This window comes from Mycobacterium sp. P4_H6 (assembly GCF_056400845.1).
The window spans coordinates 1-26,654 of sequence record NZ_JBFUKN010000042.1 but is presented as its reverse complement, the minus strand read 5'-3'; the positions used below and the strand labels follow the sequence as shown (position 1 = coordinate 26,654).

Genomic DNA, 26,654 nt, shown 5'->3' with positions numbered 1-26,654 from the left:
GAGGACGCGCAGCGGCTACCGTGGCGGCATGTCCTGCGTGTTCTGCGCCATCGCCGCCGGTGACGCCCCTGCCATCCGTATCCACGAGGACGAGGACCTGCTGGCGATCCTCGACATCCGGCCGTTCACCCGCGGGCACACCCTGGTGTTCCCCAAGCAACACGCGGTGGATCTGACCGACACCCCGCCGGCGACGGTCGCCGCGATGGCCGTCCTCGGGCAGCGCATCGCCCGCGCCGCCCGGGCCTCGGGGCTGCACGCCGACGGCAACAACATCGCCATCAACGACGGCAAAGCGGCGTTTCAGAGTGTGTTCCACATCCACCTGCACGTGGTACCCCGGCACGACGGCGACAAGCTGGCCTTCGCCAAGGGCATGCTGGTGCGCCGCGACGCCGATCGGGAAGAGTCCGGACGGCTGCTGCGCGCGGCACTGGCGCAACTCGACGAAGCCGCGCAGGATTGAGCCCATGGGTATGCCTCCGTGGGAGCGTTACATCGGCCTCCCGATGCTGTTGCTGCACGACAAGCTCTACAAGGCGACCGACGGGCGGATCGGGCACACCATCCCGTTCGGTCCGCCGGCGCTCATCCTGCACACCGTGGGCGCCAAGACCGGGCAGCAGCGCGCGAACTCGCTGACCTATGCCCGCGACGGCGCCGACTACCTGGTGGTGGCCTCCAAGGGCGGCGAACCCAAGGCTCCGGGCTGGTATCACAATCTGAAGGCCAACCCGCGGGTCGAGATCAACGTCGGCCCGAAGCGGTTTCCGGTGACCGCCAGGGCGGTGTTCCCCGACGATCCCGACTTCCCGCGGTTGTGGCGGATCGTCAACGACATGCGCGGGAACAAGGACCGCTATATCGGTTACCAGAAGCGCACCACCCGCCCGATCCCGGTGGTGGTGCTCTCGCCCTAGAGCAGCTCTTTGGCGAGCAGTTCCAGCGTCAGGTCCCGGCCCGGCGCGGTGCGCACATCGGTGCCCCGGAACGCGGAGGCCACGGGTGAGACCATCACCTCATCGACATCGAATTGTGCTGCCACCGACCGGATCTGGTCGGCTGCCTCGGCCGGGTCACCCACCACGGTGCGGGCCAGACCCGAGTCGACGATCAGCTGTTCCTGCGCGGAGAGCTGCGCGGCTTCGGCGTCCTCGACGAGATCGAGTGGGCCGAGGGTGCGACCGGTGCGCAGCCGGGCCATCATCTGCAGGTTGGGCAGCAGCAGCCGCAGCGCCTCGTCGCGGGTATCGGCCACCGACGCGTTGATCGTCATGAAGGTGGTCGGTTCGGTCAGCAGCTCACTGGGCCGGAACTCGGCGCGGTAGGCGGCCAGCGCCTCGGCGGTGCCCTGCCCGGAGAAGTGGTTGGCGAACACGTAGGGCAGGCCCTTGGCGGCGGCCAGGTGTGCCGAGTACATCGACGAACCCAGCAGCCACAGCCGGGGCTCACCGACCGCGGCCGGGGTGGCCTTGAGGACGTATTCCTGCTGGGCCAGCATGCCGCGGGACAGTTCGACCCGGGCTCCGCGGGTGCTCATCAGCGCCGCGACGTGGTCGAGGTATTCGGGGAAGCGCTCGATGTCCTCGTCGTTCTGGGCTCGGGCACCGCGCAGCGCCATCGACGTCACCGGGTCCGACCCGGGTGCACGCCCGATCCCCAGGTCGATACGGCCGGGGGCGGCGGCCTCCAGCAGGGCGAACTGCTCGGCGACGGCCAGCGGCGCGTGGTTGGGCAGCATCACCCCACCCGAGCCGAGCCGCACCTGGGAGGTCTGGGCGGCCAGGTAGGCCAGCACCACCGGCGGGCTGGTCGCGGCGACCGAGGCCATGTTGTGGTGCTCGGCCACCCAGTACCGGGTGTATCCGAGGTGGTCGGCGGTCTGAGCCAGTCGCACCGTCGCCGCCAGCGCATCCGAGGTGCTCTGATCGCTGCGGACCGGGACGAGGTCGAGAACGGAAAGACGCATTAAGGTTGCAACGCCCGCGGCGCCCCGTTCGTTCCCAGCCCCCGCGATTTCCGCACGATTCGTAACGCTGAGCGTCACTACTTGTGCGCAAGTCCGGCGGCGAGGGTGAAGACGTCGTCGAGCATCGCCGGGGTGAGCCGGCCGGTGAACATGTTCTGCTGACTGGGGTGGTAGCAGCCCACCAGGGTGAGCCCGGACGGCAGCGGATAGCGCACCGCATGCCCGAACACCGGTTTCGGTTGCCCGGCAAGCTGATCGGCCAACATGCCGAGCACCACCTGCCAGGCGAACCCGCCGAGCGCCACCACAACCCGCACATGCGGGGACACCAGCTGCCATTCGGCCTGCAGCCAGGGTGCGCAGGTGGCCCGCTCGGCCGGGGTCGGCTTGTTCGCCGGCGGCGCGCACCGCACCGGCGCCACGATACGAACCCCGTTGGCGCGCAGACCGTCCGCGGCATCCACGCTCAGCGGTGAGTTCACCAGGCCGGCCCGGTACAGCGACGCGAACAGCTGGTCCCCGGACCGGTCACCGGTGAACACCCGGCCGGTGCGATTGGCGCCGTGCGCGGCCGGCGCCAGCCCGACGATCAGCACCTTGGGCCGGCGCGCCCCCCACCCCGGGACCGGGCGCCCCCAGTACGGCTCCTCCGCGAAAGCCCGCCGTTTGGTGTCCGCCACCTCCTCGCGCCACTCGACCAGCCGCGGGCAGGCCCGGCACACACTGGTCTCGGCGTCCAGTTCGGCGACGGTGCGCAGTCGGCCCGCCAGATCGGCCACGTCGGCCCCGTCGTGGGCGACCGGAGTGTCCGGGCGGGCCGGGTCACCGGGCCATCCCGCACCGGGCGGGACCGGCGACGGGAATCGCCGTCCGGTCCGCGGATGCGGGAGGCGTCGCTCCCCGGGCTGTCCTACAGGCACCCGTCCATCCTGCACCGTCGGGAGAAATTCGATGGTCCCGCCGGTGATCGCGCTGCTAGATTCGCCGCGATACCGATGAACACTCGCAGCCGCGGTCCGGCGTACCTGATCCTGTTCGCCGCCTTGATGGCCGGCGCCGGCAACGGTATCTCGATGATCGCGTTCCCATGGCTGGTGTTGCAGCGCAACGGTTCTGCCGTCGAGGCGTCCGTGGTGGCGATGGCGGGCACCCTGCCGCTGCTGGTGTCCACGGTGATCGCCGGTGCCGCGGTGGATTACATCGGCCGCCGCCGGGTCTCGATGATCTCCGATCTGCTGTCGGCGCTGTCGGTGGCCGCCGTCCCGGTGGTGGCGCTGATCTTCGGAGTCGACGCCATCAACGTCGCGGTGCTGGCCGGACTGGCCGCGCTGGGTGCGGCATTCGATCCGGCCGGTATGACGGCCCGGGAAACCATGCTGCCCGAGGCGGCAACCCGGGCGGGCTGGACGCTGGACCACGCCAACAGCGTCTACGAGGCCGTGTTCAACCTGGCCTACATCGTCGGGCCCGGTATCGGCGGGATGCTCATCGCCACCCTCGGCGGTATCGAGACGATGTGGGTGACCGCGGCCGCCTTCGGCTGTTCCATTGCGGCCATCTCGGTGCTGAAATTGGAGGGCACCGGAAAGCCCGACCGCAGTGCGCTGCCCGACAAGGTGTGGACCGGTGTCGTCGAGGGCCTGAAGTTCGTGTGGAACCTCAAGGTGCTGCGCACCCTCGCGATCATCGATCTGACCGCTACCGGGCTCTACATGCCGATGGAAGCGGTGCTGTTCCCCAAGTACTTCACCGACCGCAATGAGCCCGCGCAGCTGGGCTGGGTGCTGATGGCGCTGTCCATCGGTGGTCTCATCGGCGCACTGAGCTATGCGGTGCTGGCCACATTCGTCAAGCGCCGCGTCACCATGCTCATCGCTGTCATCACCCTCGGCGTGGCGATGACGATCATCGCGTTCCTGCCGCCGCTGCCGGTGATCCTGTCGCTCTCGGCGGTGGTCGGCTTCGTCTACGGGCCGATCCAGCCGATCTACAACTACGTCATGCAGACCAATGCCCCGGCGCATCTGCGCGGCCGGGTGGTCGGTGTGATGGGCTCGCTGGCCTACGCGGCGGGCCCGCTCGGCCTGGTGCTCGCCGGCCCGCTCGCCGACTCGGCGGGGTTGCAGACGACCTTCCTGGCGTTGTCGCTACCGATGCTGCTGCTCGGCCTGGCGGCCATCGGGCTGCCGTCCCTGCGAGAACTCGACCGACCCGTCGAGCCGGGGCCCAACGCCTGAACTCCGCGTTTACCCTGCACAACGCCATCACGACTCCTACGCTGCTGACGTGCGCGTGAATTGGCCACTCGTGGGGAGAGCGGCGGAGATACACACCATTCGGGCGGCCGTGACGGCACCGGACCTCAGCGGGATCGTGGTCTCCGGGGCCGCGGGCGTCGGCAAGAGCCGTCTGGTCCGGGAGGCCCTGAAGGGGGCGAACCCGCGCTGGATCGTCGGGACGACGGCCGCCAGGGGTTTGCCGCTCGGCGCGTTCGCGGCCTGGGCCGGCGATCCCGACGGGGACCGCCTGCAGCTGGTGCGGGGTGTGATCGAGGCGATCACCTCGACACCGAGGGGCGCTCCCGCGTTGCTCGGGATCGACGACGCGCAACTGCTGGACGACCTCTCGGCATTCGTGCTGCACCAGGTGGTGCAGCGGGGTGCGGCCCGGGTGATCCTCACCGTGCGCGAAGGTGACCCCATCCCCGACAGCGTGCGCGAGATCTGGAAGGACCACCCGTTCGACCGGCTCGATGTGGGTCCGCTGCGGCAACAGGACAGCGCCGAACTGCTCGCGGCGGCCCTGGACGGGCCCGTCGACTCCGACGCCGCGCACCGGCTCTGGCAACTGACCCGCGGCAATGCCCTGTATCTGCGCAACATCGTCGAGCAGGAGCTGACCGACGGCCGGCTGCAGCAGCGCGACGGCAGCTGGCACTGGGTGGGCCTGCCGGTCCTGCCGACCAATCTGGTGGAGCTGATCGAATCCCGGTTCGGGGATCTGACCCCGGCCGTCGGCGATGTGGTGGACGCCCTGGCCGTCGCCGAGCCGCTGGAACTGTCGATCCTGCAGCGGATCACCTCGACCGAGGCGGTCGAGGAGGCCAATGTCCGCGGACTGATCGCCCTGCACGACAACGGTGACGGGGTGGAGGCGCGGGTATCGCACCCGCTCTACGGCGAGATGCGCCGGACCCGGACGCCGGTGGCCACGCTGCGCAGGCTGCGCGGCCGGATCGCCACCGAACTCGCGGCAGGCAACCGTGCCGACGACATGCGGGTCGCGGTGCGCCGGGCCACCCTGAGCGTCGACTCGGATCTGACCCCGAACCCTGCGCTGCTGGTGCGGGCGGCCCAGGGCGCGACCCGGCTGGCCGACCTGTCCCTTGCCGAGCGCCTGGCCTCTGCCGCCGAACACGCCGGCGCCGGTCCGGAGGCCACCTACCTGCGGGCGCACGCGCTGTCCTGGCTGTTCCGCGGGCAGGAAGCCGAGGACGTGCTCGCCGGCTTGAGCACTACCGATCTGCCCGACACCGAGCGCGCCAGGTTCGCCCACCTGCGCGCCAGCAATCTGCTGTGGGCTCTACGCCGCCCGGCCGACGCCAAGTCTCATGTCGACGAGGTGTACGCCGAGCTGAACGCCGACGGCCGGCAATGGCTCGACGCGTTCCTGACCGTGTACTGGTTCGCCATGGATCAGCCGCAGGAAGCCGAGCGGTGCGCGAAACTGCTTTCCCTGCATAATCTTCCGGAGTTCGTCGGCAGCGAGGCCGCGTGGGCGCTGGCCACCGTCGCCGCCGATGCCGGACGCACCGCCGACGCGCTGGACCTCACCGAGATCGGCTACCGGACGTCGGCGCATGCGTTCGACACCCCGCACATCCGGTTCAACCTGGCGGACTCCGAGCTCACCGCGCTGGTCCTGGCCGGTCGCCTCGCCGACGCGGAGAAGGTGGCCGAACAGGCCCGGCTGGAGGCCACCGATCTGCCCGGCGTCGCCCATTCGCTGGGGCCTGCCATCGCGGCCCGGGCTGCCCTCGCCCGCGGCCGACTCGACACCGCGGCCGAGCTTTTCGATCAGGTCGCGGTGGTGATGGCGAGCCACTCGACCGGGTGGGGGTTCCGCTACAGCGTGGCCAGGGCGACGGCGGCGGCGATGCGCGGAGCCACCGAGGAGGCGGCCGAGATCCTGGACGGCCTCGATGCCGTGGAGCGCCCGTTCCGGTCCCTGGATCATGAACGCAGCGTGGGCCGGGCCTGGGTGTCGGCCAGCCAGGGCACGGTCGGCGAGGCGATCGACATCCTGGCCGAGGCGGCCCAAAAGTGCGGCGAGAAGCGGCAATTCGCCGCGGAGGTGTTCTGCCTGCAGACCGCTGCCCAGTTCGGCGACCGGACGCACGCGGACCGGCTGGCCGAGCTGGCAGCGATCGTCGACGGTCCGCGGGCAGGTTTGGCCGCCCGGTTCGCCGCGGCGCTGCGCGATCGCGAGGCCCACGCGCTGAGCCTGCTGTCCGATGAATACGAGCAGATGGGCGATCCGGTGGCCGCGGCGGATGCGGCCGCCCAGGCCGCGATCATCTATCGGCATGAGGGACGCCGCGGTTCGATGCTGACCTGCTCCACCCGGGCCGATGACCTGGCCCGCGAATGCGGTGTCGTCACTCCGGCGACCGAACAGGCCGCCGAGCGGATCCCGCTGACACCGCGGGAACGCGAAGTGGTGGCGCTGCTTGCGGCGGGTGTCAGCTCCAGTCGCGTCATCGCGGAACGGCTGAACCTCTCGGTGCGCACGGTGGAGGGCCACATCTACCGGGCCATGGCCAAGACCGGCACCACCACCCGCGAGGAACTGGCCAAACTGTTCAAACGCCGCCGACCCTAGACTGGCGGCCGTGAGTTCCGCGCTGGATGACCTGGTGGCCGCTCTGCCCGAGGGCAGCGTTGTCACCGACCCCGATATCGTCGCGTCCTACCGCCAGGACCGGGCCGCCGACCCCGACGCCGGCACTGCGCTGGCCGTGGTGCGGCCCCGCCGCACCGAGGAGGTGCAGACGGTGYTGCGCTGGGCCACCGCCCACGGTATCGCCGTGGTGCCGCGCGGCGCGGGTACCGGACTGTCCGGCGGCGCGACCGCGCTCGACGGCGCGGTGATGCTTTCGACCGAGCGGATGCGCGATATCACCGTCGATCCGGCGACCCGCACCGCCGTCGCCCAGCCCGGTCTGCTCAACGCCGAGGTCAAGGCGGCGGTCGCCGAATACGGCCTGTGGTACCCGCCGGACCCGTCCTCCTTCGAGATCTGCAGCATCGGTGGCAACATCGCCACCAACGCCGGCGGGCTGTGCTGCGTCAAATACGGCGTCACCACCGACTACGTGCTGGGGCTGCAGGTGGTACTGGCCGACGGCACCGCGGTGCGCCTGGGCGGCCCACGACTGAAAGACGTTGCGGGGCTGAGCCTGACCAAGCTGTTCGTCGGCAGCGAGGGCACCCTCGGGGTGATCACCGAGGTGACCCTGCGACTGTTGCCACCGCAGCACACACCGTGCACCGTGGTCGCCACCTTCGACTCGGTTCAGGCGGCCGCCGACGCCGTCGTCACCATCACGGGGCGTATCCGGCCGTCCATGCTGGAGTTCATGGATTCGGTGGCCATCAACGCCGTCGAAGACAAACTGAAGATGGGGCTGGACCGCAATGCCGCCGCGATGATGGTCGCGGCCTCCGACGACCGCGGGCCCGCTGGGGCCGAGGACGCCGAGTTCATGGCCGGCGTGTTCACCGAAGCCGGTGCAACGGAGGTGTTCTCGACCTCCGACCCGGCCGAGGGCGAAGCGTTCGTGGTGGCCCGGCGCTACGCCATCCCGGCGGTGGAGGCCAAGGGGTCACTGCTGCTCGAGGATGTCGGGGTGCCGTTGCCGGCGCTGGCCCACCTGGTGGCCGGCATCGAGAAGATCGCCGCCCACCACGATCTGCTGATCTCGGTGATCGCCCACGCCGGCGACGGCAACACCCATCCGCTGATCGTCTTCGACCCCGCCGATGCCGACATGGCCCGCCGCGCCGAGGTGGCGTTCGGCGAGATCATGGACCTGGCGGTGTCGCTGGGCGGCACCATCACCGGCGAGCACGGCGTCGGGCGACTCAAGAAACCTTGGCTGGCAGGCTATCTGGGGCCCGAGGCGATGGAACTCAACCGCAAGATCAAGGCCGCGCTGGACCCGGCGGGCATCCTGAATCCCGGCGCCGGGTTGTAGCTCTAACCCGCGTAGCCCAGGGCGGCCTTCACCTCCAGGTATTCGTGGAAGCCGAAATCGCCCCACTCGCGGCCGTTGCCGCTGGACTTGTACCCGCCGAACGGTGCGGCGATATCGAAGGCGTGGTTGATGGCCACCGAGCCGGCGCGGATCCGGCGCGCCACCTCGCGGGCCTTCTCGATGTCACCGGCCCAGACGTAGCCCGCCAGACCGTAATCGGTGTCGTTGGCGATCTCGATGGCCTGATCGAGATCGTCGTAACCCAGGATGCAGAGCACCGGGCCGAAGATCTCCTCCCGGGCGATCACCATGTCGTTCTTGACGTTCGCGAACACGGTGGGCCGCACGTAGTACCCGGTGTCCAGCCCGTCGGGGCGCCCGGTACCGCCGACGACCAGATCGGCGCCGGCATCGATGCCCTGCTGGATGAGCCCCTGAATCTTGTCGAACTGGATTTTGGAGGCGACCGGCCCGATGGCCGTCTTGTCCTCCAGATCGCCGACCGTGACCGCGGCGCCGACCTCCCGGGCGATCGCCACCGCCTCATCCATCCTGGAGTTCGGCACGAGCATGCGCGAGGGGGCATTACAGCTCTGGCCGCTGTTGAGCATCATCGCCGAGACACCGGCGGCCACCCCCTTGGCGAACGCGTCATCGTCGAGCACGATGTTCGGGCTCTTCCCGCCGAGTTCCTGGCTCACCCGCTTCACGGTGGGCGCGGCGTTGCGGGCGACCTCGATACCGGCGCGGGTGGACCCGGTGAAGGACACCATGTCGATGTCGGGATGACCGGAGATGGCCGCACCGACACCGGGGCCGTCACCGAAGACCATGTTGTAGACACCGGCGGGAAGGCCTGCGGCGCTGATGATCTCGGTGAAGATCTGACCGGAGTAGGGGGCCACCTCGGACGGTTTGAGCACCATGGTGCAGCCCGCGGCAAGCGCCGGATACACCTTGGCCGCGATCTGGTTCAGCGGCCAGTTCCAGGGCGTGATGAGCCCACAGACCCCGATCGGCTCCTTGATCACCCGGGTGGCGCCACGGTCGGACTCGAACTCGAAGTTCGTGAGGGCCTCGATGGCCGCGGCGAGGTGGCCCAGGCCCAGGTTGACCTGCGGGCCGCCGGCCAGCCCGGGCGGGGCACCCATCTCCTCGGCGACCGCTTCGGCCAGGTCGCCCATGCGCTTCTGGTACTCGGCGAGGATGGCGCCCAGCACGGCCAGCCGGTCCTCGCGGCTGGTCACCGACCAGGCCGGGAAGGCCGCCCGGGCGGCCCGCACGGCCTTGTCCACATCGGCGGCCGATCCGAGCGCGATCCGGCCCGACACCTGCTCGGTGCGCGGGTTGTCGACGTCGAGGGTCGCGGGCTGTATCGGGTCGACCCAGTCACCGTCGATGAAGAACTTCAGGTATTGGCGCATGCAGACCACCTTCCCCAATCGACGCCGCGCGCGGACGAAATTGCGGCTATTCGAGTCGGTTCAGACGGTGATCTGCCAGTCGGCCGCGGCGTGCTGCTGACTCCAGAACTCCCGGAACCGGTGGTGCGGGCCCCCCTCGGCCAGCAGTTCGTCGATGGTGCCGTCCTCGACGATGCGACCTCCGTCGACGAACAGCACCCGGTCGGCGTGCCGGATGCTGGCCAGCCGGTGCGCGACGATCACCCGGGTGCGCGGGCGCAGGTCGGCGGTGAGTGCGTCGACGACGGCCGCTTCGTTCTCGGTGTCCAGCGCGCTGGTGGCCTCGTCGACCAGCAGGACCGGGGCCGGTTTGACCAGCGCGCGGGCAATGCTGACGCGTTGACGCTCACCGCCGGACAGCGCCGACCCGGCCTCCCCGACCGCTGTCTGCTCCCCGTCGGGCAACCGGGCGGACAACTCGTCCACCCGGGCCAGCCGGGTGGCGCCGGCCAACGTGTCGGCATCGGCGCCCGGGTCACCGACGAGGATGTTGTCGCGCAGCGACCCGTCGAACAGGTAGGGGTGCTGAAAGACCACGCTCACCGCGGCGCGGCGGGCCTCGGGTCCCACGGTGGCCAGGTCGACATCTCCGAACAGCACGTGGCCCCGGTCGGGTTCGTGCAGTCCGGCGATCAGCCCGAGGATGGTGCTCTTTCCCGATCCGGAGGGTCCGACGATGGCCGTCGTGGTGCCGGGTTCCAGCGCGAAGCTGAGGTCTTGCAGCACCGGTTCACCCCCGTAGCTGAACGTGACGTCGTCGAAGACGATCCGCGGTGACCCACCGGCATCGGTGAGCGCGGCGGTACCGGCCGAGCGGGTGGGTGCGTCGAGCACCTGCTGAATCCTCGCCAGCGTCGCGCGAGTGGACTCCAGCGCCCCGGACAGTTCGCTGAGCACGGCGAAGGGTTCCAGATAGCGGGCGATGACGACGATCAGCGCAATGGCTTCCGGGACAGTGAGATCCCCGCGCATCGTCAACATGGTGGTCGCCGCGGCGAACACGATGAGCGCGAGCTGGCTGGCCAGGCTGAACAGCACCTGCCCGGGGATCTGCATGGTCAGCAGCCGCAGACTGGCGCCGTGCTGAGACTCCAGCGCCGTGCCGACCAGGCTGCGGGCCGGTTCGACGCGACGGGCCGCACGCAACGCCTGCTGGGTCCGGGCGAACTCGATGATGCGTTCGGTGAACGCCGAATTGGCCTCCCCCGCAACCCGGTCCGCGGTCCTGCTCAGCCGTCCGGCCAGCCACAACGCACCGAGCAGGATCATCACCCCGGCGAGAGCCGCCAGTCCGAGCGGGACCGACACCGCCAGCAGCGCCACCGCGATGGCCGCGGGTAACAGCACCGCACCGATCAGCGGGGTCAACAGATTCACCACCAGGCCGACGAGTTCGGGACCGGTCGCCGCGATCGCCTGCCGGGCGGTGGCGGTGTTCTCGTGAGTCAGCCAGTCCAGCTTGATGTTCGGCAGCCGGTCGGCCATATCGTGCTGGGTGCCGTCGAGCACCGCGAAGCCGATGTCGAAGCCCAGTCGCGCGGTGGTGGTGTCGACCACCCAGCCGGTCACCGTCAGCGCCGTGAGCCAGCCCAGCCACGGCCACGCGTCGGCCGGGGTGTCGCTGAACAGTGCTGCCACCAAGGGCACCAGCAGCACGACACCGACCGCGCGCAGCAGCACCGAGAAAATGGCGAGCACGGTGTACAGCCAGACCCGGCCGCGCCGGTCTCCGGGGATGAGCGCCAGCAGGGTGCGGATCATCGGGTCGCCTCCTGTCCCGCGGTGACCGATCGGCCGGAATCCCAGAGCGCCCGGTACCGGCCACCGGCGGCAAGCAGATCCTCGTGGGTGCCGGTCTCGGCGATCTCACCGTCGTCGAGCACGACGATCTGATCGGCGTGTGTGATGGTGTGCAGGCGGTGCGCGATGACCAGCACCGTGCGGTCCCTGGTCAACCGGTTCAGTGCCTGCTGGACAAGGTATTCCGATTCCGGGTCGGCGAAGGCGGTGGCCTCGTCGAGGATCAGCACCGGGGTGTCGGCGAGGATGGCCCGCGCGATGGTCAGCCGTTGACGCTCACCACCGGATAGACCGGCGGCCGCGCCGAGCACGGTGTCGTACCCGTCGGGCAGCCGTTCGATGCGTTCGTGGATCTGGGCGTCCCGGGCGGCCGCGGTGATCGCCTCGACGCCGGCATCCGGTTGTGCCAGTGCGATGTTCTCGGCGGCGCTGCCGTGCACCAGCTGAGTTTCCTGGAGTACGAAGCCGATTCGGCGGTACAACTCGTCGGCGGACAAGGTCCGGATGTCCGCGCCGCCGACGCTGATGGCCCCCTGCTGCACATCGTGGAACCGTGCCAGCAGCGCGGCCAGGGTGGACTTGCCCGAACCCGACGGACCGACCAGCGCGGCCACCGTGCCCGGACGCAGCGTCAGGCTGACGTTCTTGATGACGGGCACCTCGGGGCGGTACCCGAAGGTGACACCGGAGAAGACCACGGTGCCGTCGGCCGTGCCGGGTGCGGAGCCCTCGCGCACCGTCAGCTCGGGTTCGTCGAGCACGCTCTGGACCCGCCGGGCGGCCAGCATGCCGCCCTGGATGCCGCCGAGCCCGTAGCCGATGCCGAGCAGCCGGGCCCCGAAGGTGGTGCCCAGCAACAGGAACGGCAGCAGGTTCACCGGGTCCATCCGGCCGCTCACCACCAGCGGGGTGCCCACGATCATGATCAGCCAGAGGAAGGTGGTGGGCCGGGTGACCAGATCCATCAGGGTCTTCTTGCCGACGAAGGGTCGCTGCCAGTCGACCAGGAAGCCGATGTAGTCGTCGAGCCGGTTGCGGAAGCTCGACGAGGCGGCACCGCCGAAGATACGCACCACCGGCTGGCCTTCCAGATAGGCCCCGGCTTCGCCGTTCATCCGCTCCGCCCAGCGGGGGGCGGCGACGATCTTGCTGCCCGACTGGATGGACATGACCGACATCAGCACCAGGTAGGCCAGCACCGGACCGAACAGCGCCAGCGCGATACGCCAGTCGACGACGAACAGATAGACCAGCACCGCGACGGGGGCGATCACCGCCGCGACCGCGTCGGGGATGGCATGGGTGATCAGGTAGTGCAGCGAGAGGGTGTCGTCCTGGACCAGCTGTTTGATGGACCCGGATCCGCGGGCGGTGAACCAGCCCAAAGGAAGCCGCGACATCTTGGTCAGGAGCTGTCCGCGGAGTTCGCGGGCGAAGTGCGCGTCCACGCGGTGCAGCCACAGCGCCAGTGCGGCGGTCAGGAAGGTCCCGGTGCCCAGCAGCGCGACCGCGGCGATGCCGAGGTCCCACAGCTGGTCGGAGTCCGCGCCGATGAGCAGCAGCCGGGCCAGTTCGACCAGCAGCACGAACGGTGCGAGTTCGATCAGGGTGATCAGGGCCTGCAGCACACCGGAGATGATCAGTGTGTTCTTCAGCGGGGCCAGCAGCCGRCCGGCCGCCTGTGCCCGCCAGGTACCCGTCGGGGCGACGACGGCGGGTGCGGCGGCGGGTGCGGCTTTGGGCTGGGGTGTGGGAACGGCCGGTGTGTCATCGCCACGTTTGCTGCCCATGGCGCGACCCTCGGTCCAGTACGCCTGGGCGTGGATCTCCTGCTTGGGGAAGCCGAACTCGTCCCGCAACCGGGTGCGCAGGTGTTTGAGGACACCGGCTTCCGGCCCGGCCCAGGCGTACCAGTTGGACCAGTCACGGGACTCGACGGCGGCCGCCAGGGACTCCGCGTCCCGATGGGCGATCCGGTGCACGGTCAGCCGCGGGTGCTCGGCGAGCGGAATCAGCGCATCGTCGTCATGGTGCTGCTCGAGGTAGAGCTCGATCGGGATGTCGTGCGGGACAGCGCCGATGATGCCATTGATGGCGGGCTGTGAGGCCGCGTCTCCGATGAGCAGGTAACCGGCCGGCCGGTCCTCGACGGCCTCGGGCACCGAGAACCCCTTGGATCCCATCACCATCACCGCGATGGTGGTGCCGGGCTCCACGGTGGCCGCCCATGTCGAGGCGGGCCCGGCCGGTTCGTGCAGCACCACATCCACCGCGAAGTGTCCGGTCTCGGGGTCGGACTCCGAGATCGTGTAGGCCCGCTGGAATTCGGTGTCGCTGCCCTCGGGGTCGGGGAACCAGAATCGCAGCCAGGACGTCGGGTCGGCGTTCGCGTCCTCGAACACCGTGGGCGACACCATCCGGATCCGCAGGCAGTGCGGCGCGAGCCGCTCGGTGCCCAGCACGGTGACCTCGTGGTCACGCGCGCCGAAACCGCGCATCATCACGCCCTGGAATCCGCGGGCCATCGGCGATCTCCTCCCCGTCTCGGGTACTGCAAACATCTGGGCTAAGGCTAGCCTTACCCGGTTCGCGGGTGGTGCCCCCGGTGACCGGTCGTCCGCCGCCGAATCTTTGCTCAACAGCCATTCCTGCGACGGAAAACCCGGATAGGCTCCCCGCGGGGAGGGTGATCGATATGGCCATAGGCGGGCGCGGCACCTCGGTGCGGGTTGGTTTCATCGGATCGTTGGCGGTGGCCCTCGGTATCGGCGCGGGCATTGCCGGCGGCACCGGCATCGCCTACGCGGACAGCCCCGCCGGGGGCGGCACGTCGGCCGACAGCTCGGCCTCCCCCTCGACCAGCAGACCCGCGGCCACCCACGCCTCGACCACCAAGCCCGGCGTGCGCCGCAGCCTGACGGCCACCGCGGGGTCCGCCGGCCCGGGGGATGGGAACGAACCGCGCCGCGCACGGACGGCGCCCGCCGCACCATCCCGCGCAGCGACCGCGCTGGCCGAACCGGAATCAGACGAACCGGCGACCGCGGCCATCGCCGATCCCCCGGCTCCCACACCAGCGGATGCCGTCACCACCCCCTTCGGGGATATCGGCAAGTGGATGCTGAAGATGAACGGCCAGATCGCGGATTGGGGCGGCAAACGCTACGGCGGCAAGAAGTTGCTGGAGACCGTCAACGTCATCATTGTCGACCCGCATTCGACGACGAGCGCGCAGGCCAACCGTGGACTCAACAATGCGATGCTGCGCTCCCGGTTTCCTGCGCAGCCCCTGCACAGCGGCGGATTCCGCGGCAACATCGACGGGGTGACCTACGGGCAGAAGCCCAAGGGTCCGCTGCTGGCCTACTCCGACAATTTCTTCCTGTTCCGCAACGATCACGGCCGGTTCTTCGGGCCCGACCCGATCCAGACCGACGCCGGCTTCGTCTGGAGCGGCGCCTTCAGCACCGAGCAGGTCGGCTTCACCGGACTGCTGCCCGGCCACGTTTATGTGTCGTCCAACGAGGCGCGCGATGCGCTGGCGACGGCGCTGATCTCGGGCGGCCAGGCCACCTACGGCGGGCTCGTAGCACTGGAAAATGCCTACAACAACCCCACCACCACGACAGGTGATCACGACGGTTTCGCGGTCGTCCTGGTCCTCACCGGGAGTGCGCCGCTGCAGCGTCGCGAGGTGTCGCTGGGCAGTCCGGCGCGGCTCGCCTCGGCCGGCGATCGCCAGGAGCTCGCGTGCGCTGCGGTGTACGGTGCGCGATCCCTGTCGGACCAGCGGAATGGGTCCGCGGGTCCGCTGTCGCGCTGCGGCGCCACGCGACTACGCACCCTTGACAGTTAGCTTCATTTGTCGTAGTCATGAGACATGACAACAGATCTGTCTCATGGAGCGCCGGCCGTGTTCCAGCTCGGCACCCCAGAAAGCTGGCCGGACCCATTCGGCATGTACCGCGCGCTGCGCGATCACGACCCGGTGCATCACGTCGCGACACCGGATCCGGCCGGCGACTACTACGTGATGTCCCGGCACGCCGACATCTTCACCGCCGCGCGCGACCATCAGACCTTCTCCTCCGCGCAGGGTCTCACCGTCAACTACGGCGAGCTGGAGATGATCGGCCTGGCCGACAATCCGCCCATGGTGATGCRGGATCCGCCGGTGCACACCGAGTTCCGCAAGCTCGTCTCGCGCGGGTTCACCCCACGGCAGGTGGAGTCCGTGGAGCCCAAGGTCCGCGAGTACGTCATCGAACGCATCGAGGGGTTGCGTGCGAACGGCGGCGGGGACATCGTGGCGGAACTGTTCAAACCGCTGCCGTCCATGGTGGTGGCGCACTACCTGGGTGTGCCCGAGGAGGACCGAGGCCAGTTCGACGGCTGGACCGATGCGATCGTGGCGGCCAATACCTCCGAGGGCGGTATCGGCGGGGCGCTGGAAACCCTCGGAGATGCCCTCGGCGGGATGATGGCGTACTTCACCGCGCTCATCGAGCGCCGGCGCGTCGAACCGGCCGACGACACCGTGTCGCATCTGGTCGCCGCCGGCGTGGGCGCCGACGGTGACATCGCCGGCGTGTTGTCCATCCTGGCGTTCACCTTCACGATGGTGACCGGAGGTAATGACACCACGACCGGGATGCTGGGCGGATCGGTGCAACTGCTGCACCGCAACCCCGGGCAGCGCCGCATGCTGGTCGAAAACCCAGACCTGATCCCGGATTCCGTCGACGAGTTCCTGCGGCTCACCTCGCCGGTACAGGGCCTGGCCCGCACCGTCACCCGCGATGTCACCGTCGCCGAGACCACCATTCCGGCCGGGCGCCGGGTGCTGCTGTTGTACGGCTCCGGCAATCGTGACGAACGCCAGTACGGCCCGGATGCCGCCGAACTCGACATCACCCGCAAGCCGCGCAACATCCTGACCTTCAGCCACGGCGCACACCACTGCCTGGGCGCGGCGGCCGCCCGCATGCAGTCGCGCGTCGCGCTGGAGGAACTGCTTACCCGCATACCGGATTTCGAGGTCGACGAGGACAACATCGTGTGGGCCGGCGGCGGCTATGTGCGACGCCCGCTGTCGGTGCCCTTTACAGTGACCTGATGGGTACCGACTGGCTGGCCGAGCGACGCACCGAAGCCGCCGCCGAACGCATCCTGGACGCCGCCGAGGACCTTTTCACCGAGCACGATGCCGCGGCGGTGGGGATGAACGAGATCGCCCGCGCTGCAGGCTGTTCGCGGGCCACGCTGTACCGCTACTTCGAGAACCGGGACGTGCTCTACACCGCCTACGTACACCGGGAGACCCATCGGCTGTTCGGTGAGATCGGCGAACGACTGACCGGGGTGACCGATCCGCAGCAGAGGGTCATCGAAGGTGCACTGGCCGCGCTGCAGCGGGTGCGTGAAACCCCGGCGCTCGCTTCATGGTTCGCCAGCACCGCCCGCCCGATCGGTGGCGAGATGGCCGAACGCTCGGAGGTGATCAAAGCCCTGGTGCAGGGGTTCCTGGCCTCGATGGGCGATCAGACCGACGTCGAGATGCGGGCGCGCTGGCTGGTGCGGGTACTGATCTCGCTGCTGCAATTCCCCGGCCACGATGCCGCCGACGAACGCGTGATGCTCGAGACCTTCGTGGTGCCACTGGTGGCGGCGGCGCCTCAGGCCGCCCAGTAGGCACGGGCCTTCACCGCTTTGCGCGGGATCTTGTAGTCGTCGCGCAGCACCCGGGCGACCGCCCGGGTGGTCCGGTTGTCACAGGCCACCCAGCCGAAATGGTCCGGCGCATCGAAAGCCGCCGCGGCCACCGCGTCGACCAGCGCGCCACCGTCGTCCGTGCGGTCCACCCACGTCACATCGGCTCTGCCGGTGGGCAATTCGCGATCATCGTCATGCGAGGACTCCAGGAACACCTGCGCGGGGGCATCGCCGATCGCCTCCAGCAGGGAGTTGATGGCCGGCAGCGACGCGGTATCGCCGACGATGACGTACCCGGCCGGCGCCGGTTCCGGCACGGCGAAATCGCTGCCCAGCACCGTCACCTCCAGGGTGTCACCGGGCTGCGCCTCGCGCGCCCAGCGGGTGGCGACCCCCTCGTGCATGGCGAAGTCGATGTCGACGGTGCCGGCCTCGGGATCCGGATTGACCAGGGTGTAGCCGCGCTGATGTGAACGCGAGCCGTCCGGGAACCAGCCGCGGACCCACATCGTCGGGTGGATCGAACGCTCGGTGAGCAGTTCGGGGCCGGTGAAGTGCAGGCGCAGGAAGTTCGGGGTGATGTCCGTGCGGCCGGTGACCGTGAGTTCATAGTCGCCGCCCCGCCACAGTTTGACCAGCACGCCCTCGATACCGCGTTGCGGCTTGAGATCGATCATCACCCCTCCTCGGTTCAACTTAGGTTAGCTTACCCTAAGTTAATGCCGAAGAGGTCGCTAGCGATCGCGTACCCGGGTGAAGCGGTGCAGCAACCAGGCCAGCGGGACGGTCGCCACCATGGTGCCGAGGAACAGCGCCGTCATGGATCCGGTGTAGACGGGGTCGCGCAGGATCTCGACCATCACCAGTTCCATGATGACAAGGTGGATCAGGAAGATCTCATAGGAGATCTCGCCGAGGAACACCATCGGCCTGCTGGCCAGAATCCGCGAATACCAGCCGGCCTTTTCCCCGTCGCTCCGCTCGCCCCAACGGTCCCCGGCCCGGGTGGGTCCCGGCAGCGCCAGCGGCGCCACCACCAGCGTGGCAATGCCCGCGTAGAAGATCGTCTTGACGATGGCCTCGCTCAGCAGCGCCGGTGAGGTGGTCGGCTCCCCCGCGATCGGGGTCGAGGCGATGAAATAACTGACCACCGCCAACGGGATGCACACCAGCGCGTACGCCCGAGCACCCCGGGCTTCCAGCACCGCCAGCAGCATCCCACCGACGAACCAGGCCAGATACGTCGGCAGCCACAGTCGGGCGCCGTCGGGCAGGAAATCGGTGGTGTGCACCAGTGTCAGCCAGGCCGGGCTGACCGCGAACAACACCGCGAGCCCCAGGTACAGCAGCGCCGGGCGCCACCTGCGCCGGCACAGCAGGACGAGCAGCAGCCAGGCCAGCGCGGGCAGCGCCACGTAGAACGCGGCCTCGACCGCCAGGCTCCACATCTGGGTGAGGCCCTGATGCAGGAACCGGTAGACGTAGTTGTCGGCGTAGATCTGGGTCAGAGAAAGGTTGCGCAGCAACCCTTCCCAGGTGTGGCCGGGGTTCGGTCCGGCCTGCCGGAAGTGGTACAGCGCGTAGGCGGCCAGCACGGTGACCGCATAGGCGGGCATGATCCGGCGCACCCGGTGCCAGGCGTACCGGCGCACCGATGGCGGTGCGGAACCAGAGGCGGCGGCCTTCACCCAGGGCCGGAACAGCAGGAAACCGGAGAGCACGAAGAAGATCGGCACGCCGATCTCGGCGCGGGACAGCGCCAGGCCCGTGTAGCCCTGCGGGTACTTCCCCGTGGTGTACGCGGCGTGGGTGAGCACCACCAGCAGGGCGGCGACGGCACGGACACCGGTGAGCGCAGCTACCCGATCGGTGGTCGAGACGGACTCCAGACCACCCTGGGCTTGTTGTYGCGCCGTCACGAGTCCTTGCGACGGGGCTTGCTGCTCCGTTCCGGTTGCAGGTTGATCAGGATGCCCTGGATGCGGGTGTTCTCCAGCGCCTTGTAGACCTTGCCGGGCAGGTTGGCGGGCAGTTCCACCAGCGAGTGATCGACCTTGATGGAGATGTGGCCGAAGTCGCTGCGGTGCAGGCCGCCCTCGTTGGCAATGGCGCCGACGATGGCACCGGGCATGACCTTGTGCCGCTTGCCGACCGCGATGCGGTAGGTCGCCAGGTCGCTGCGGGTGCTGTGCTTCTTGCGCCCCGGCCCGTCCTCGCGCGGCGCGCGTTCCTCGCGCTCGCGGCGCTTCTCCGGCGGCGGCTCGGTCATCAGGAAGGCCTCGCCGTCCCGTGACTCCAGCGCCAGCGCGGCGGCGATATCGGCGATCGGCACATCGTGGTCGCGCTCGTAGTCCTCGATGAGCCTGCGGAACAGTTCGATCCCCGGCGCATTGAGCGCGTCGCTGATCGAGTCGTTGAATTTCGCCACCCGCTGGGCGTTGACGTCGTCGACGCTGGGCAGTTCGATCTCGATCAGCTTCTGCCGGCTGATCCGCTCGATCGACTTGAGCAGATGGCGTTCCCGCGGGGACACGAACAGCAGCGCGGTGCCGGAGCGGCCCGCGCGGCCGGTGCGGCCGATGCGGTGCACATAGGACTCCGGGTCGTGCGGGATGTCGTAGTTGAGCACATAGGTGATGCGATCGACGTCCAGGCCGCGGGCGGCCACGTCGGTGGCCACCAGGATGTCGATGCCCTTGGCGCCGCCCGCCTTGAGGTTGGCGATGGTGCGCTCGCGCTGCGCCTGGGCGATGTCACCGTTGATCGCGGCCGCGGAGAACCCGCGTGCCCGCAGCTTCTCGGCGACCTCCTCGGTGGCCTGCTTGGTGCGGACGAAGATGATCATCGCGTCGAATTCTTCGACCTCGAGAACCCGGGTCAGCGCGTCCATCTTGCGGCGGCCGTCGACCTGGATGAACCGCTGGGTGATGTTCTCTGCGGTCGCGGTCTTCGCCTTGACGGCCACCTCGACGGCGTCCTGCAGGTACTTGCTGGTGATCTTGCGGATGGCCGGCGGCATGGTCGCCGAGAACAGCGCGACCTGCTTGTATTCGGGAGTATCGGAGAGGATGCGCTCGACATCCTCGGCGAACCCCATCTGCAGCATCTCGTCGGCCTCGTCGAGCACCAGGTAGTCCAGGTGCGAGAGGTCCAGGCGGCCCTTCTCCAGGTGATCGATCACCCGGCCCGGGGTACCGACCACGACCTGTGCCCCGCGCTTGAGCCCGGCCAGCTGCGGACCGTAGGACGACCCGCCGTAGATGGGCAGCACGTTGATGCCGGGCAGGTGCTGGCCGTAGCGCCCGAATGCCTCGGCGACCTGCAGCGCCAGCTCACGGGTGGGTGCCAGCACCAGGGCCTGGGTGTGCCTGCTGGTCGGGTCGATCTTGGACAGGATGGGGATCGCGAAAGCCGCGGTCTTCCCCGTTCCGGTCTGGGCAAGGCCGACCACATCGGAGCCGGCCAGCATGGCCGGGATGGTGGCGGCCTGGATCGCCGACGGCGACTCGTAGCCGACGTCGGTGACGGCCTGCAGCACCGAAGGGTGAATTTGCAGGTCAGCGAAGGTCAGCTCGGCAGTGGGGGTGGGTTCATCAGGCGACGTCATTTCAAGAGCAGTCTAGAGCGTGACCGGGCGTCGGCCGGACGGATGGCCGTCACGGGTACGGTTCGATCTTGTGAGGTGCTTGCGTTGAGAGCTCCAGTTCTGGCAGCCGCCCCCATTCTGGCCCTGATGCTGGCCGCCTGCGGGTCCAGTGATTCCACCGTCTCCAAGACCCCCGACGACCGCCCGACGGCGGCGGCGCCGGCCAGCCCGACCGTCGCCGCGCCCGCGACACCGCCCCCGCCCACCGCGACCGCGGCGCCAGATCCGTGCGCGGTGAACCTGGCCGCCCCCGAGATCGCCCGGGCCGTGTCCGCACTGCCCAAGGATCCGCGCAGCAACCAGCCGTGGAGCCCGGAACCGTTGGCGGGCAACTACAACGAGTGCGCGCCGCTGTCGGTGGTGATCGTCAAGGCCAACACCAATGCGGAGAATGCCAACACCCGCGCGGTGATGTTCCATCTCGGCAAGTTCATCCCGACCGGGGTGCCCGACACCTACGGGTTCAACGACATCGACCAGACCATCAGCACCGGCGACACCATCGCCCTGAAGTTCACCGGCGGCGTGCCCGGGCTCGACAGCGTCGTGCGATTCCGCTGGAACGGCAACGGTGTGGAACTGATCGGCAACACCGGCTGACACAGCCCGCCCCGGGCACGTGTGTCGGAGCTCTCCCCTAGCCTGGGTCCGTGTTCGTCGCTGAGGGTCGTGTCATCTACAGCGCCTCCGACCTCGCGGCCGCTGCGCGTTGCGAATACGCGCTGCTGCGTTCCTTCGACGCTCACCTGGGTTGGGGACCGCGCGTCTCCACCGACGACGACCTGCTCGCCCGCACTGCCGACCTCGGTCACGAGCACGAGCAGCGCCACCTCGCCGAGATCCGCGAGGACACCGAGGTCACCGTGATCGGCAGGCCCGCCTACACGGTGTCCGGTCTCACCGCGGCCGCCGAGCACACGATGGCCGCCGTCCGGCGGCGCGATCCGGCCATCTATCAGGCCGCCATGTTCGACGGCAGGTTCGCCGGGTTCGCAGACTTCCTCACCTTCGACGGCTCGCGCTACCGGCTGCGCGACACCAAGCTGGCCCGCTCGGTGAAGGTCGAGGCGCTGCTGCAGTTGGCGGCCTACGCCGACGCGCTGGCCACCGCGGGCGTCCCGGTTGCCGAGGAGGTCGACCTGCTACTCGGTGACGGCGCGGTCTCCAGCTACCGCGTCGACGAACTGCTGCCGGTCTACCTGCCGCGCCGCGATGCCCTGCAGCGACTGCTCGACACGCACCTGGCTGGTGGCGTCCCGGTCACCTGGGCCGACGACGGCGTGCGGGCCTGCTTCCGCTGCCCCGAATGCAGCGTCCAGGTCAAGGAGTCCGACGACCTGCTGCTGGTCGCGGGCATGCGGACCAGCCAGCGCGCCCGGCTCATCGACGCCGGCATCAGCACCGTGCACGAACTCGCCGCCCATGACGGGCCCGTTCCCGAACTGTCCAAACGCACCGTCGCCGCGCTGACCGGGCAGGCCCGGCTGCAGGTCGCCGAGCGGATCGACGGCAAGCCGCCCTTCGAGGTGGTCGATCCGCAGCCGCTGATGGTGCTGCCCGACGCCGACAAGGGTGATCTGTTCTTCGATTTCGAGGGCGACCCGCTGTGGACCACCAACGGCCGGGACTGGGGCCTGGAATACCTCTGGGGTGTCCTGACCGTCACCGATGAGTTCACCCCGTACTGGGCCCACGACCGGGCCAGCGAACGTCAGGCGCTCGTGGATTTCCTGGAGATGGTGCGCAAACGGCGCAAGCGCTATCCCAAGATGCACGTCTACCATTACGCGGCCTACGAGAAGAGCACCCTGTTGCGACTGGCCGGACGCTACGGCGTCGGCGAGAACGCGGTCGACGACCTGCTGCGCAACGGCGTGCTCGTCGACCTCTATCCGTTGGTGCGCAAGAGCATTCGGGTCGGCGCCGAGAGCTACAGCATCAAATACCTCGAACCGCTCTACATGGGCAACGAGCTACGCAGCGGCGAGGTCACCACCGCCACCGATTCCATCACCCAGTACGCAAAGTTCTGCGCACTGCAGGACCAGGGCCGCACCGATGACGCGGAGGTGGTGCTCAAGGAGATCGAGGATTACAACCGCTACGACTGCCGTTCGACCCGACGGCTGCGGGACTGGCTGGTGGCCAGGGCCATCGAATCGGAGGTGCCGCCGCGTGGCCCACAGCCGGTGCGCGCCGACGAAACCGGGACCACCGCCGAGATCGCCGACGATCTGAACCGCAAGCTGATGAAGTTCGCCGGCGACGGTGTCGAGGAACGCAGCGTCGAGCAGACCGCCGTCGCGATGGTGGCGGCGGCCCGGGGGTTTCACAAGCGGGAGGACAAACCGTTCTGGTGGAGCCACTTCGATCGCGTGAACAATCCGGTCGACGAATGGTCGGACAACACCGGCGTGTTCGTCGCCGACACGGCCGAGGTCGTCACCGACTGGCACCAGCCGCCCCGGGCGCGTAAGCCACAACGGCATGTCCGGTTGACCGGAGAGCTGGCCAACGGTGAACTCGCCCATGACATGTACGCGCTCTACGACCCGCCCGCGCCCGAGGGGCTGGCCGATGATCCGGATCGCCGCGCCTTCGGGTCGGTGGCGGTGCTCGAATGTGATGACCCGGAGGTGCCCACCGCCGTCATCGTCTGCGAGCGGCAGCCCAAGGAGGGGGACGTCTTCGACCAGTTGCCGTTCGCGCTGGCTCCGGGCCCGCCGATCAACACCCGGCCGCTACAGGAGTCCATCGATGCCACAGCGGCTTTGGTGGCCGCCGGGCTGCCCGCCCTGCCTGCCGATGCGGTGACCGATGTGCTGTTGCGCAGACCGCCGCGGACCGTCAGCGGGGATCCGCTGCCGCGGCCGGCCACCCCGGCCGGGAACGCCGACGCCATCACCGCCGCACTGCTCGACCTCGATTCGTCGTATCTGGCGGTGCACGGCCCGCCCGGGACGGGAAAGACCTTCACCTCGGCCGCGGTGATCGCGCGCCTCGTCGCCGAGCACCGGTGGCGGGTCGGCGTGGTCGCGCAATCACATGCCGTGGTGGAGAACCTGCTCGACGGTGTGGTCGCCGCCGGGGCCGACCCGCAGCGGGTCGGCAAGAAGAAGGCCCGCGAGGGTGTGGCCTGGACCCAGATCGCCGAGAAGGACTACCCGGCCTTCATCGCCGAGGACGGCGGCTGCGTGATCGGCGGCACCGCATGGGATTTCGCCAACGATGCGCGGGTGCCGCGGCAGAGCCTCGATCTGCTGGTCGTCGAGGAAGCCGGGCAGTTCAACCTCGCCAACACCATCGCGGTGGCTTCCGCCGCTCGCAACCTGCTGCTGCTCGGGGATCCGCAGCAGCTGCCCCAGGTCAGTCAGGGCACCCACCCCGAACCGGTCAACGAATCCGCGCTGGGCTGGCTGGTGGAAGGCCACCACACGCTGCCGCCGGAACGCGGGTACTTCCTGGAGGTGTCCTACCGGATGCATCCGGATGTGTGCCGCCCGGTGTCGCGGCTGTCCTATGACGGCCGACTGCTCGCCTACGAGAAGGTCAGTGCGGCCCGGCGCCTCGACGGAGTCACACCCGGGGTGCGGGTGCTGGCCGTCGAGCACACCGGCAACTCGACCGAGAGCCCCGAAGAGGCCGACGCGATCATCGACGAGATCGGCGCGCTGCTGGGCGCCGCGTGGACCGACGAGGATGGCACCGTCGCGCTGGGTCCGCAGCACATTCTGGTCGTGACGCCCTACAACGCCCAGGTGGTGCTGCTGCGCAGGCGCCTCGACGCGGCGGGACTGTCCGAGGTGCAGGTCGGCACCGTCGACAAGTTCCAGGGCCGGCAGGCCCCGGTGGTGTTCGTGTCGATGACGGCGTCCTCGATCGACGATGTGCCCCGCGGTATCGGCTTCCTGCTCAACAGGAATCGGCTGAACGTGGCGATCAGCCGCGCCAAGTACGCGGCGGTGATGGTCCGTTCGGCGCGGCTGACCGACTACCTGCCCGGGCAGCCGGACGGGCTGATCGACCTCGGCGCGTTCCTCGCCCTCACCGCATGTGATACACCCACGGGGTGACCGAACCGCTGTCTGCCGCACTGATCGAGCAGCTCGCCGCGATCGTGGGAGCCAGTCAGGTGAGCACCGATCCCGACGTGCTGTCGGGGCGCGCGGTCGATCACACCGGCCGCTACCGCGGCCACGCCGGGGCGCTGGTGCGGCCCGGGTCCGCCGACGAGGTGGCCGCAGTGCTGCGGGTCTGCCGGGACGCCGGGGCGTATGTGACGGTGCAGGGCGGGCGCACCTCGCTGGTGGCCGGCACGGTGCCGGAACACCACGACGTGCTGCTGTCCACCGAGCGGCTCACCACCATCGACCCGGTCGATACCGTCGAGCGCCGGGTACGGGTGGGAGCCGGTGCCACCCTGTCCGCGGTGCAGCGCGCGGCGGGAGCGGCCGGTCTGCTGTTCGGGGTGGATCTTGCTGCCCGCGATTCCGCGACGGTGGGCGGAATGGCCTCCACCAACGCCGGCGGTTTGCGCACCGTGCGCTACGGCAACATGGGCGAACAAGTCATCGGGCTGGACGTGGCGCTGCCCGACGGGACGGTGCTGCGCAGGCATAGCGAGGTGCGCAGCGACAACACCGGCTACGACCTGACCGCCTTGTTCGTCGGCGCCGAGGGCACCCTCGGGGTGATCACCGGGCTGGATCTGCGGCTGCATCCGGTGCCGGCGAACCGGGTCACCGCGGTGGCCGGGTTCGACGATCTGGAGGCGCTGATCACGGTCGGGCGCCGTTTCCGGGACGCCGACGGCATCGCCGCACTTGAGCTCGTCGATGCCCGCGCGGCTGCGCTGACAGCGGAACACCTGGGCGTCCCGGCCCCGGTGAGCGGCGCCTGGATGCTGCTGATCGAGCTGGCCGGCGACACCGACCACACCGAGAGCCTTGCCGAGGCGCTGGAGGATGCCGAGCTCAGCGGTGAACCGGCCGTCGGCATGGACGCCCTTGCCTCCCAACGGTTGTGGCAGGTCCGCGAATCCGTCGGCGAGGTGCTGGGCGCCTACGGTCCGCCGCTGAAGTTCGATGTGTCGCTACCGCTGGCGGCGATCGCGGGCTTCACCACCGCCGCCGTCGAACTCGTCGCCGCGCACGCCCCCGAGGCGATTCCGGTGTTGTTCGGCCACATCGGGGAGGGCAACCTACACCTGAACCTGGTGCGCTGTGCGCTGGACGGTGACCGGGAGAAGGCGCTGTACTCGGCGATGATGGCGCTGATCGCCGAGCACGGCGGCAACGTCAGCTCCGAACACGGGGTCGGTACCCGCAAACGCGATTACCTGCCGATGGCCCGCACCGACGCCGATATCGCCGCGATGCGCACGGTCAAATCCGCGCTGGACCCGACGGGGTATCTCAACCCCGCGGTGCTGTTCACCTGACAGGCGACCACACTCATGCCGAGGCAGCAGTGACACTGCCAAACCCGGCCGAACCGTCGTCCATATCCATCGAGATTTTCCTTGCGCGGGTTCTTGATTCGGCGTAATATCGAACACAAGTGCGACTCCTCACGTTTTCATGGGTAGTCGAGGGTGTAATCCGCCGATGCAGAGGTAGATCATCGAGCTCAGTGCTCGGGCGGAGTGATGGCCGTAGCCGCGTGCGTTGATGAGGCGGGTTCGGGCGTTGATGCCTTCGTTGAGGGCGTTGGATATGCCGAGTTCCACGGCGGAGATGATCGCTTCGAAGTGTTCTTGTAGACGTTTGCCGAGTTCAATGAATGCGGGAATGCGGCTTCGTTTGGCGG

The 26,654-nt window shown here is 69.1% G+C and carries 20 protein-coding genes; 11 read left to right on the top strand and 9 right to left on the bottom strand.

The window, feature by feature from the left end; translation table 11 throughout:
- The first annotated feature begins 28 nt into the window (after nucleotides 1–28).
- Nucleotides 29–466, top strand: a complete 438-nt coding sequence (locus tag AC1DTF_RS18180; RefSeq protein WP_057165864.1) for an HIT family protein — start codon at nucleotides 29–31, stop codon at nucleotides 464–466.
- Between the two features lie 4 nt (nucleotides 467–470).
- Nucleotides 471–920 carry a nitroreductase family deazaflavin-dependent oxidoreductase gene (locus AC1DTF_RS18175; RefSeq protein ID WP_477475069.1) on the top strand — a complete coding sequence of 150 codons (450 nt, stop codon included), beginning with the start codon at nucleotides 471–473 and terminating at the stop codon, nucleotides 918–920.
- Here AC1DTF_RS18175 and AC1DTF_RS18170 read toward each other — a convergent pair.
- Nucleotides 917–1,969 carry an LLM class flavin-dependent oxidoreductase gene (locus tag AC1DTF_RS18170; RefSeq protein WP_477475068.1) on the bottom strand — a complete coding sequence of 351 codons (1,053 nt, stop codon included), beginning with the start codon at nucleotides 1,967–1,969 and terminating at the stop codon, nucleotides 917–919. The two genes, AC1DTF_RS18175 and AC1DTF_RS18170, sit on opposite strands and share 4 nt — an antisense overlap.
- A gap of 77 nt (nucleotides 1,970–2,046) precedes the next feature.
- Complete coding sequence (locus AC1DTF_RS18165; RefSeq protein ID WP_477475067.1) at nucleotides 2,047–2,889, bottom strand: uracil-DNA glycosylase; 843 nt, start codon at nucleotides 2,887–2,889, stop codon at nucleotides 2,047–2,049.
- 75 nt (nucleotides 2,890–2,964) lie between these two features.
- On the opposite strand from AC1DTF_RS18165, the gene tap reads away from it, so the two are divergent.
- From tap to AC1DTF_RS18150, 3 genes are read left to right on the top strand one after another with little or no spacing between them, the layout of a single operon-like run.
- Nucleotides 2,965–4,206 (top strand): multidrug efflux MFS transporter Tap, encoded by a 1,242-nt coding sequence (gene tap / locus AC1DTF_RS18160; RefSeq protein WP_477475066.1) that lies wholly within the window; start codon nucleotides 2,965–2,967, stop codon nucleotides 4,204–4,206.
- Between the two features lie 49 nt (nucleotides 4,207–4,255).
- Entirely contained in the window at nucleotides 4,256–6,850 is a 2,595-nt protein-coding gene (locus tag AC1DTF_RS18155; protein WP_477475065.1) for a helix-turn-helix transcriptional regulator, read from the top strand.
- A 10-nt stretch (nucleotides 6,851–6,860) separates the two neighbouring features.
- Entirely contained in the window at nucleotides 6,861–8,225 is a 1,365-nt protein-coding gene (locus tag AC1DTF_RS18150) for an FAD-binding oxidoreductase (protein WP_200962069.1), read from the top strand.
- A gap of 2 nt (nucleotides 8,226–8,227) precedes the next feature.
- On the opposite strand, the gene AC1DTF_RS18145 is transcribed toward AC1DTF_RS18150, so the two are convergent.
- From AC1DTF_RS18145 to AC1DTF_RS18135, 3 genes are read right to left on the bottom strand one after another with little or no spacing between them, the layout of a single operon-like run.
- The gene (locus AC1DTF_RS18145) at nucleotides 8,228–9,649 is read right to left on the bottom strand and encodes an aldehyde dehydrogenase family protein (protein ID WP_057165858.1); all 1,422 of its coding nucleotides are present in this window, start codon (nucleotides 9,647–9,649) and stop codon (nucleotides 8,228–8,230) included.
- 60 nt (nucleotides 9,650–9,709) lie between these two features.
- Nucleotides 9,710–11,449, bottom strand: a complete 1,740-nt coding sequence (locus AC1DTF_RS18140; RefSeq protein WP_057165857.1) for an ABC transporter ATP-binding protein — start codon at nucleotides 11,447–11,449, stop codon at nucleotides 9,710–9,712.
- The gene (locus AC1DTF_RS18135) at nucleotides 11,446–14,013 is read right to left on the bottom strand and encodes an ABC transporter ATP-binding protein/permease (protein WP_057165856.1); all 2,568 of its coding nucleotides are present in this window, start codon (nucleotides 14,011–14,013) and stop codon (nucleotides 11,446–11,448) included. Before AC1DTF_RS18135 ends, AC1DTF_RS18140 begins: the two co-directional genes overlap by 4 nt.
- Nucleotides 14,014–14,183: 170 nt before the next feature.
- Between AC1DTF_RS18135 and AC1DTF_RS18130 the strand changes: the two genes are divergently transcribed.
- From AC1DTF_RS18130 to AC1DTF_RS18120, 3 genes are read left to right on the top strand one after another with little or no spacing between them, the layout of a single operon-like run.
- Nucleotides 14,184–15,344 carry a hypothetical protein gene (locus AC1DTF_RS18130; RefSeq protein ID WP_477475064.1) on the top strand — a complete coding sequence of 387 codons (1,161 nt, stop codon included), beginning with the start codon at nucleotides 14,184–14,186 and terminating at the stop codon, nucleotides 15,342–15,344.
- Between the two features lie 24 nt (nucleotides 15,345–15,368).
- Nucleotides 15,369–16,604, top strand: a complete 1,236-nt coding sequence (locus AC1DTF_RS18125; protein WP_477475063.1) for a cytochrome P450 — start codon at nucleotides 15,369–15,371, stop codon at nucleotides 16,602–16,604.
- The gene (locus AC1DTF_RS18120) at nucleotides 16,604–17,179 is read left to right on the top strand and encodes a TetR/AcrR family transcriptional regulator (protein ID WP_057165853.1); all 576 of its coding nucleotides are present in this window, start codon (nucleotides 16,604–16,606) and stop codon (nucleotides 17,177–17,179) included. The genes AC1DTF_RS18125 and AC1DTF_RS18120 overlap by 1 nt, the downstream gene beginning before the upstream one ends.
- On the opposite strand, the gene AC1DTF_RS18115 is transcribed toward AC1DTF_RS18120, so the two are convergent.
- Genes AC1DTF_RS18115 through AC1DTF_RS18105 form a run of 3 tightly spaced genes read right to left on the bottom strand, consistent with a single transcriptional unit; the run spans nucleotide 17,164 to nucleotide 20,807 of the window.
- Entirely contained in the window at nucleotides 17,164–17,877 is a 714-nt protein-coding gene (locus AC1DTF_RS18115; RefSeq protein ID WP_477475062.1) for a siderophore-interacting protein, read from the bottom strand. The two genes, AC1DTF_RS18120 and AC1DTF_RS18115, sit on opposite strands and share 16 nt — an antisense overlap.
- Before the next feature lie 57 nt (nucleotides 17,878–17,934).
- The gene (locus AC1DTF_RS18110; RefSeq protein WP_477475061.1) at nucleotides 17,935–19,119 is read right to left on the bottom strand and encodes an acyltransferase family protein; all 1,185 of its coding nucleotides are present in this window, start codon (nucleotides 19,117–19,119) and stop codon (nucleotides 17,935–17,937) included.
- Complete coding sequence (locus AC1DTF_RS18105) at nucleotides 19,116–20,807, bottom strand: DEAD/DEAH box helicase (protein WP_057165850.1); 1,692 nt, start codon at nucleotides 20,805–20,807, stop codon at nucleotides 19,116–19,118. The genes AC1DTF_RS18110 and AC1DTF_RS18105 overlap by 4 nt, the downstream gene beginning before the upstream one ends.
- A 126-nt stretch (nucleotides 20,808–20,933) precedes the next feature.
- On the opposite strand from AC1DTF_RS18105, the gene AC1DTF_RS18100 reads away from it, so the two are divergent.
- Genes AC1DTF_RS18100 through AC1DTF_RS18090 form a run of 3 tightly spaced genes read left to right on the top strand, consistent with a single transcriptional unit; the run spans nucleotide 20,934 to nucleotide 26,286 of the window.
- Complete coding sequence (locus tag AC1DTF_RS18100) at nucleotides 20,934–21,446, top strand: LppP/LprE family lipoprotein (protein ID WP_057165849.1); 513 nt, start codon at nucleotides 20,934–20,936, stop codon at nucleotides 21,444–21,446.
- 50 nt (nucleotides 21,447–21,496) lie between these two features.
- Nucleotides 21,497–24,919, top strand: coding sequence for a TM0106 family RecB-like putative nuclease (locus AC1DTF_RS18095; RefSeq protein WP_477475060.1), 3,423 nt, complete (start codon nucleotides 21,497–21,499; stop codon nucleotides 24,917–24,919).
- Between the two features lie 20 nt (nucleotides 24,920–24,939).
- Complete coding sequence (locus tag AC1DTF_RS18090; protein WP_477475083.1) at nucleotides 24,940–26,286, top strand: FAD-binding oxidoreductase; 1,347 nt, start codon at nucleotides 24,940–24,942, stop codon at nucleotides 26,284–26,286.
- A 129-nt stretch (nucleotides 26,287–26,415) separates the two neighbouring features.
- Here AC1DTF_RS18090 and AC1DTF_RS18085 read toward each other — a convergent pair.
- Nucleotides 26,416–26,654, bottom strand: a 239-nt coding sequence (locus AC1DTF_RS18085; protein ID WP_477475059.1) for a transposase, incomplete at its 5' end; no start/stop codon positions are given.

Bases quoted from the DNA above. Each gene is read 5' to 3' on its own strand.
- AC1DTF_RS18120 (WP_057165853.1), top strand. From the start codon at position 16,604: ATGGGTACCGACTGGCTGGCCGAGCGACGCACCGAAGCCGCCGCCGAA.
- AC1DTF_RS18170 (WP_477475068.1), bottom strand. From the start codon at position 1,969: ATGCGTCTTTCCGTTCTCGACCTCGTCCCGGTCCGCAGCGATCAGAGC.
- AC1DTF_RS18130 (WP_477475064.1), top strand. From the start codon at position 14,184: ATGGCCATAGGCGGGCGCGGCACCTCGGTGCGGGTTGGTTTCATCGGA.
- AC1DTF_RS18145 (WP_057165858.1), bottom strand. From the start codon at position 9,649: ATGCGCCAATACCTGAAGTTCTTCATCGACGGTGACTGGGTCGACCCG.
- tap (WP_477475066.1), top strand. From the start codon at position 2,965: ATGAACACTCGCAGCCGCGGTCCGGCGTACCTGATCCTGTTCGCCGCC.
- AC1DTF_RS18100 (WP_057165849.1), top strand. From the start codon at position 20,934: ATGCTGGCCGCCTGCGGGTCCAGTGATTCCACCGTCTCCAAGACCCCC.
- AC1DTF_RS18105 (WP_057165850.1), bottom strand. From the start codon at position 20,807: ATGACGTCGCCTGATGAACCCACCCCCACTGCCGAGCTGACCTTCGCT.
- AC1DTF_RS18180 (WP_057165864.1), top strand. From the start codon at position 29: ATGTCCTGCGTGTTCTGCGCCATCGCCGCCGGTGACGCCCCTGCCATC.
- AC1DTF_RS18115 (WP_477475062.1), bottom strand. From the start codon at position 17,877: ATGATCGATCTCAAGCCGCAACGCGGTATCGAGGGCGTGCTGGTCAAA.
- AC1DTF_RS18140 (WP_057165857.1), bottom strand. From the start codon at position 11,449: ATGATCCGCACCCTGCTGGCGCTCATCCCCGGAGACCGGCGCGGCCGG.
- AC1DTF_RS18175 (WP_477475069.1), top strand. From the start codon at position 471: ATGGGTATGCCTCCGTGGGAGCGTTACATCGGCCTCCCGATGCTGTTG.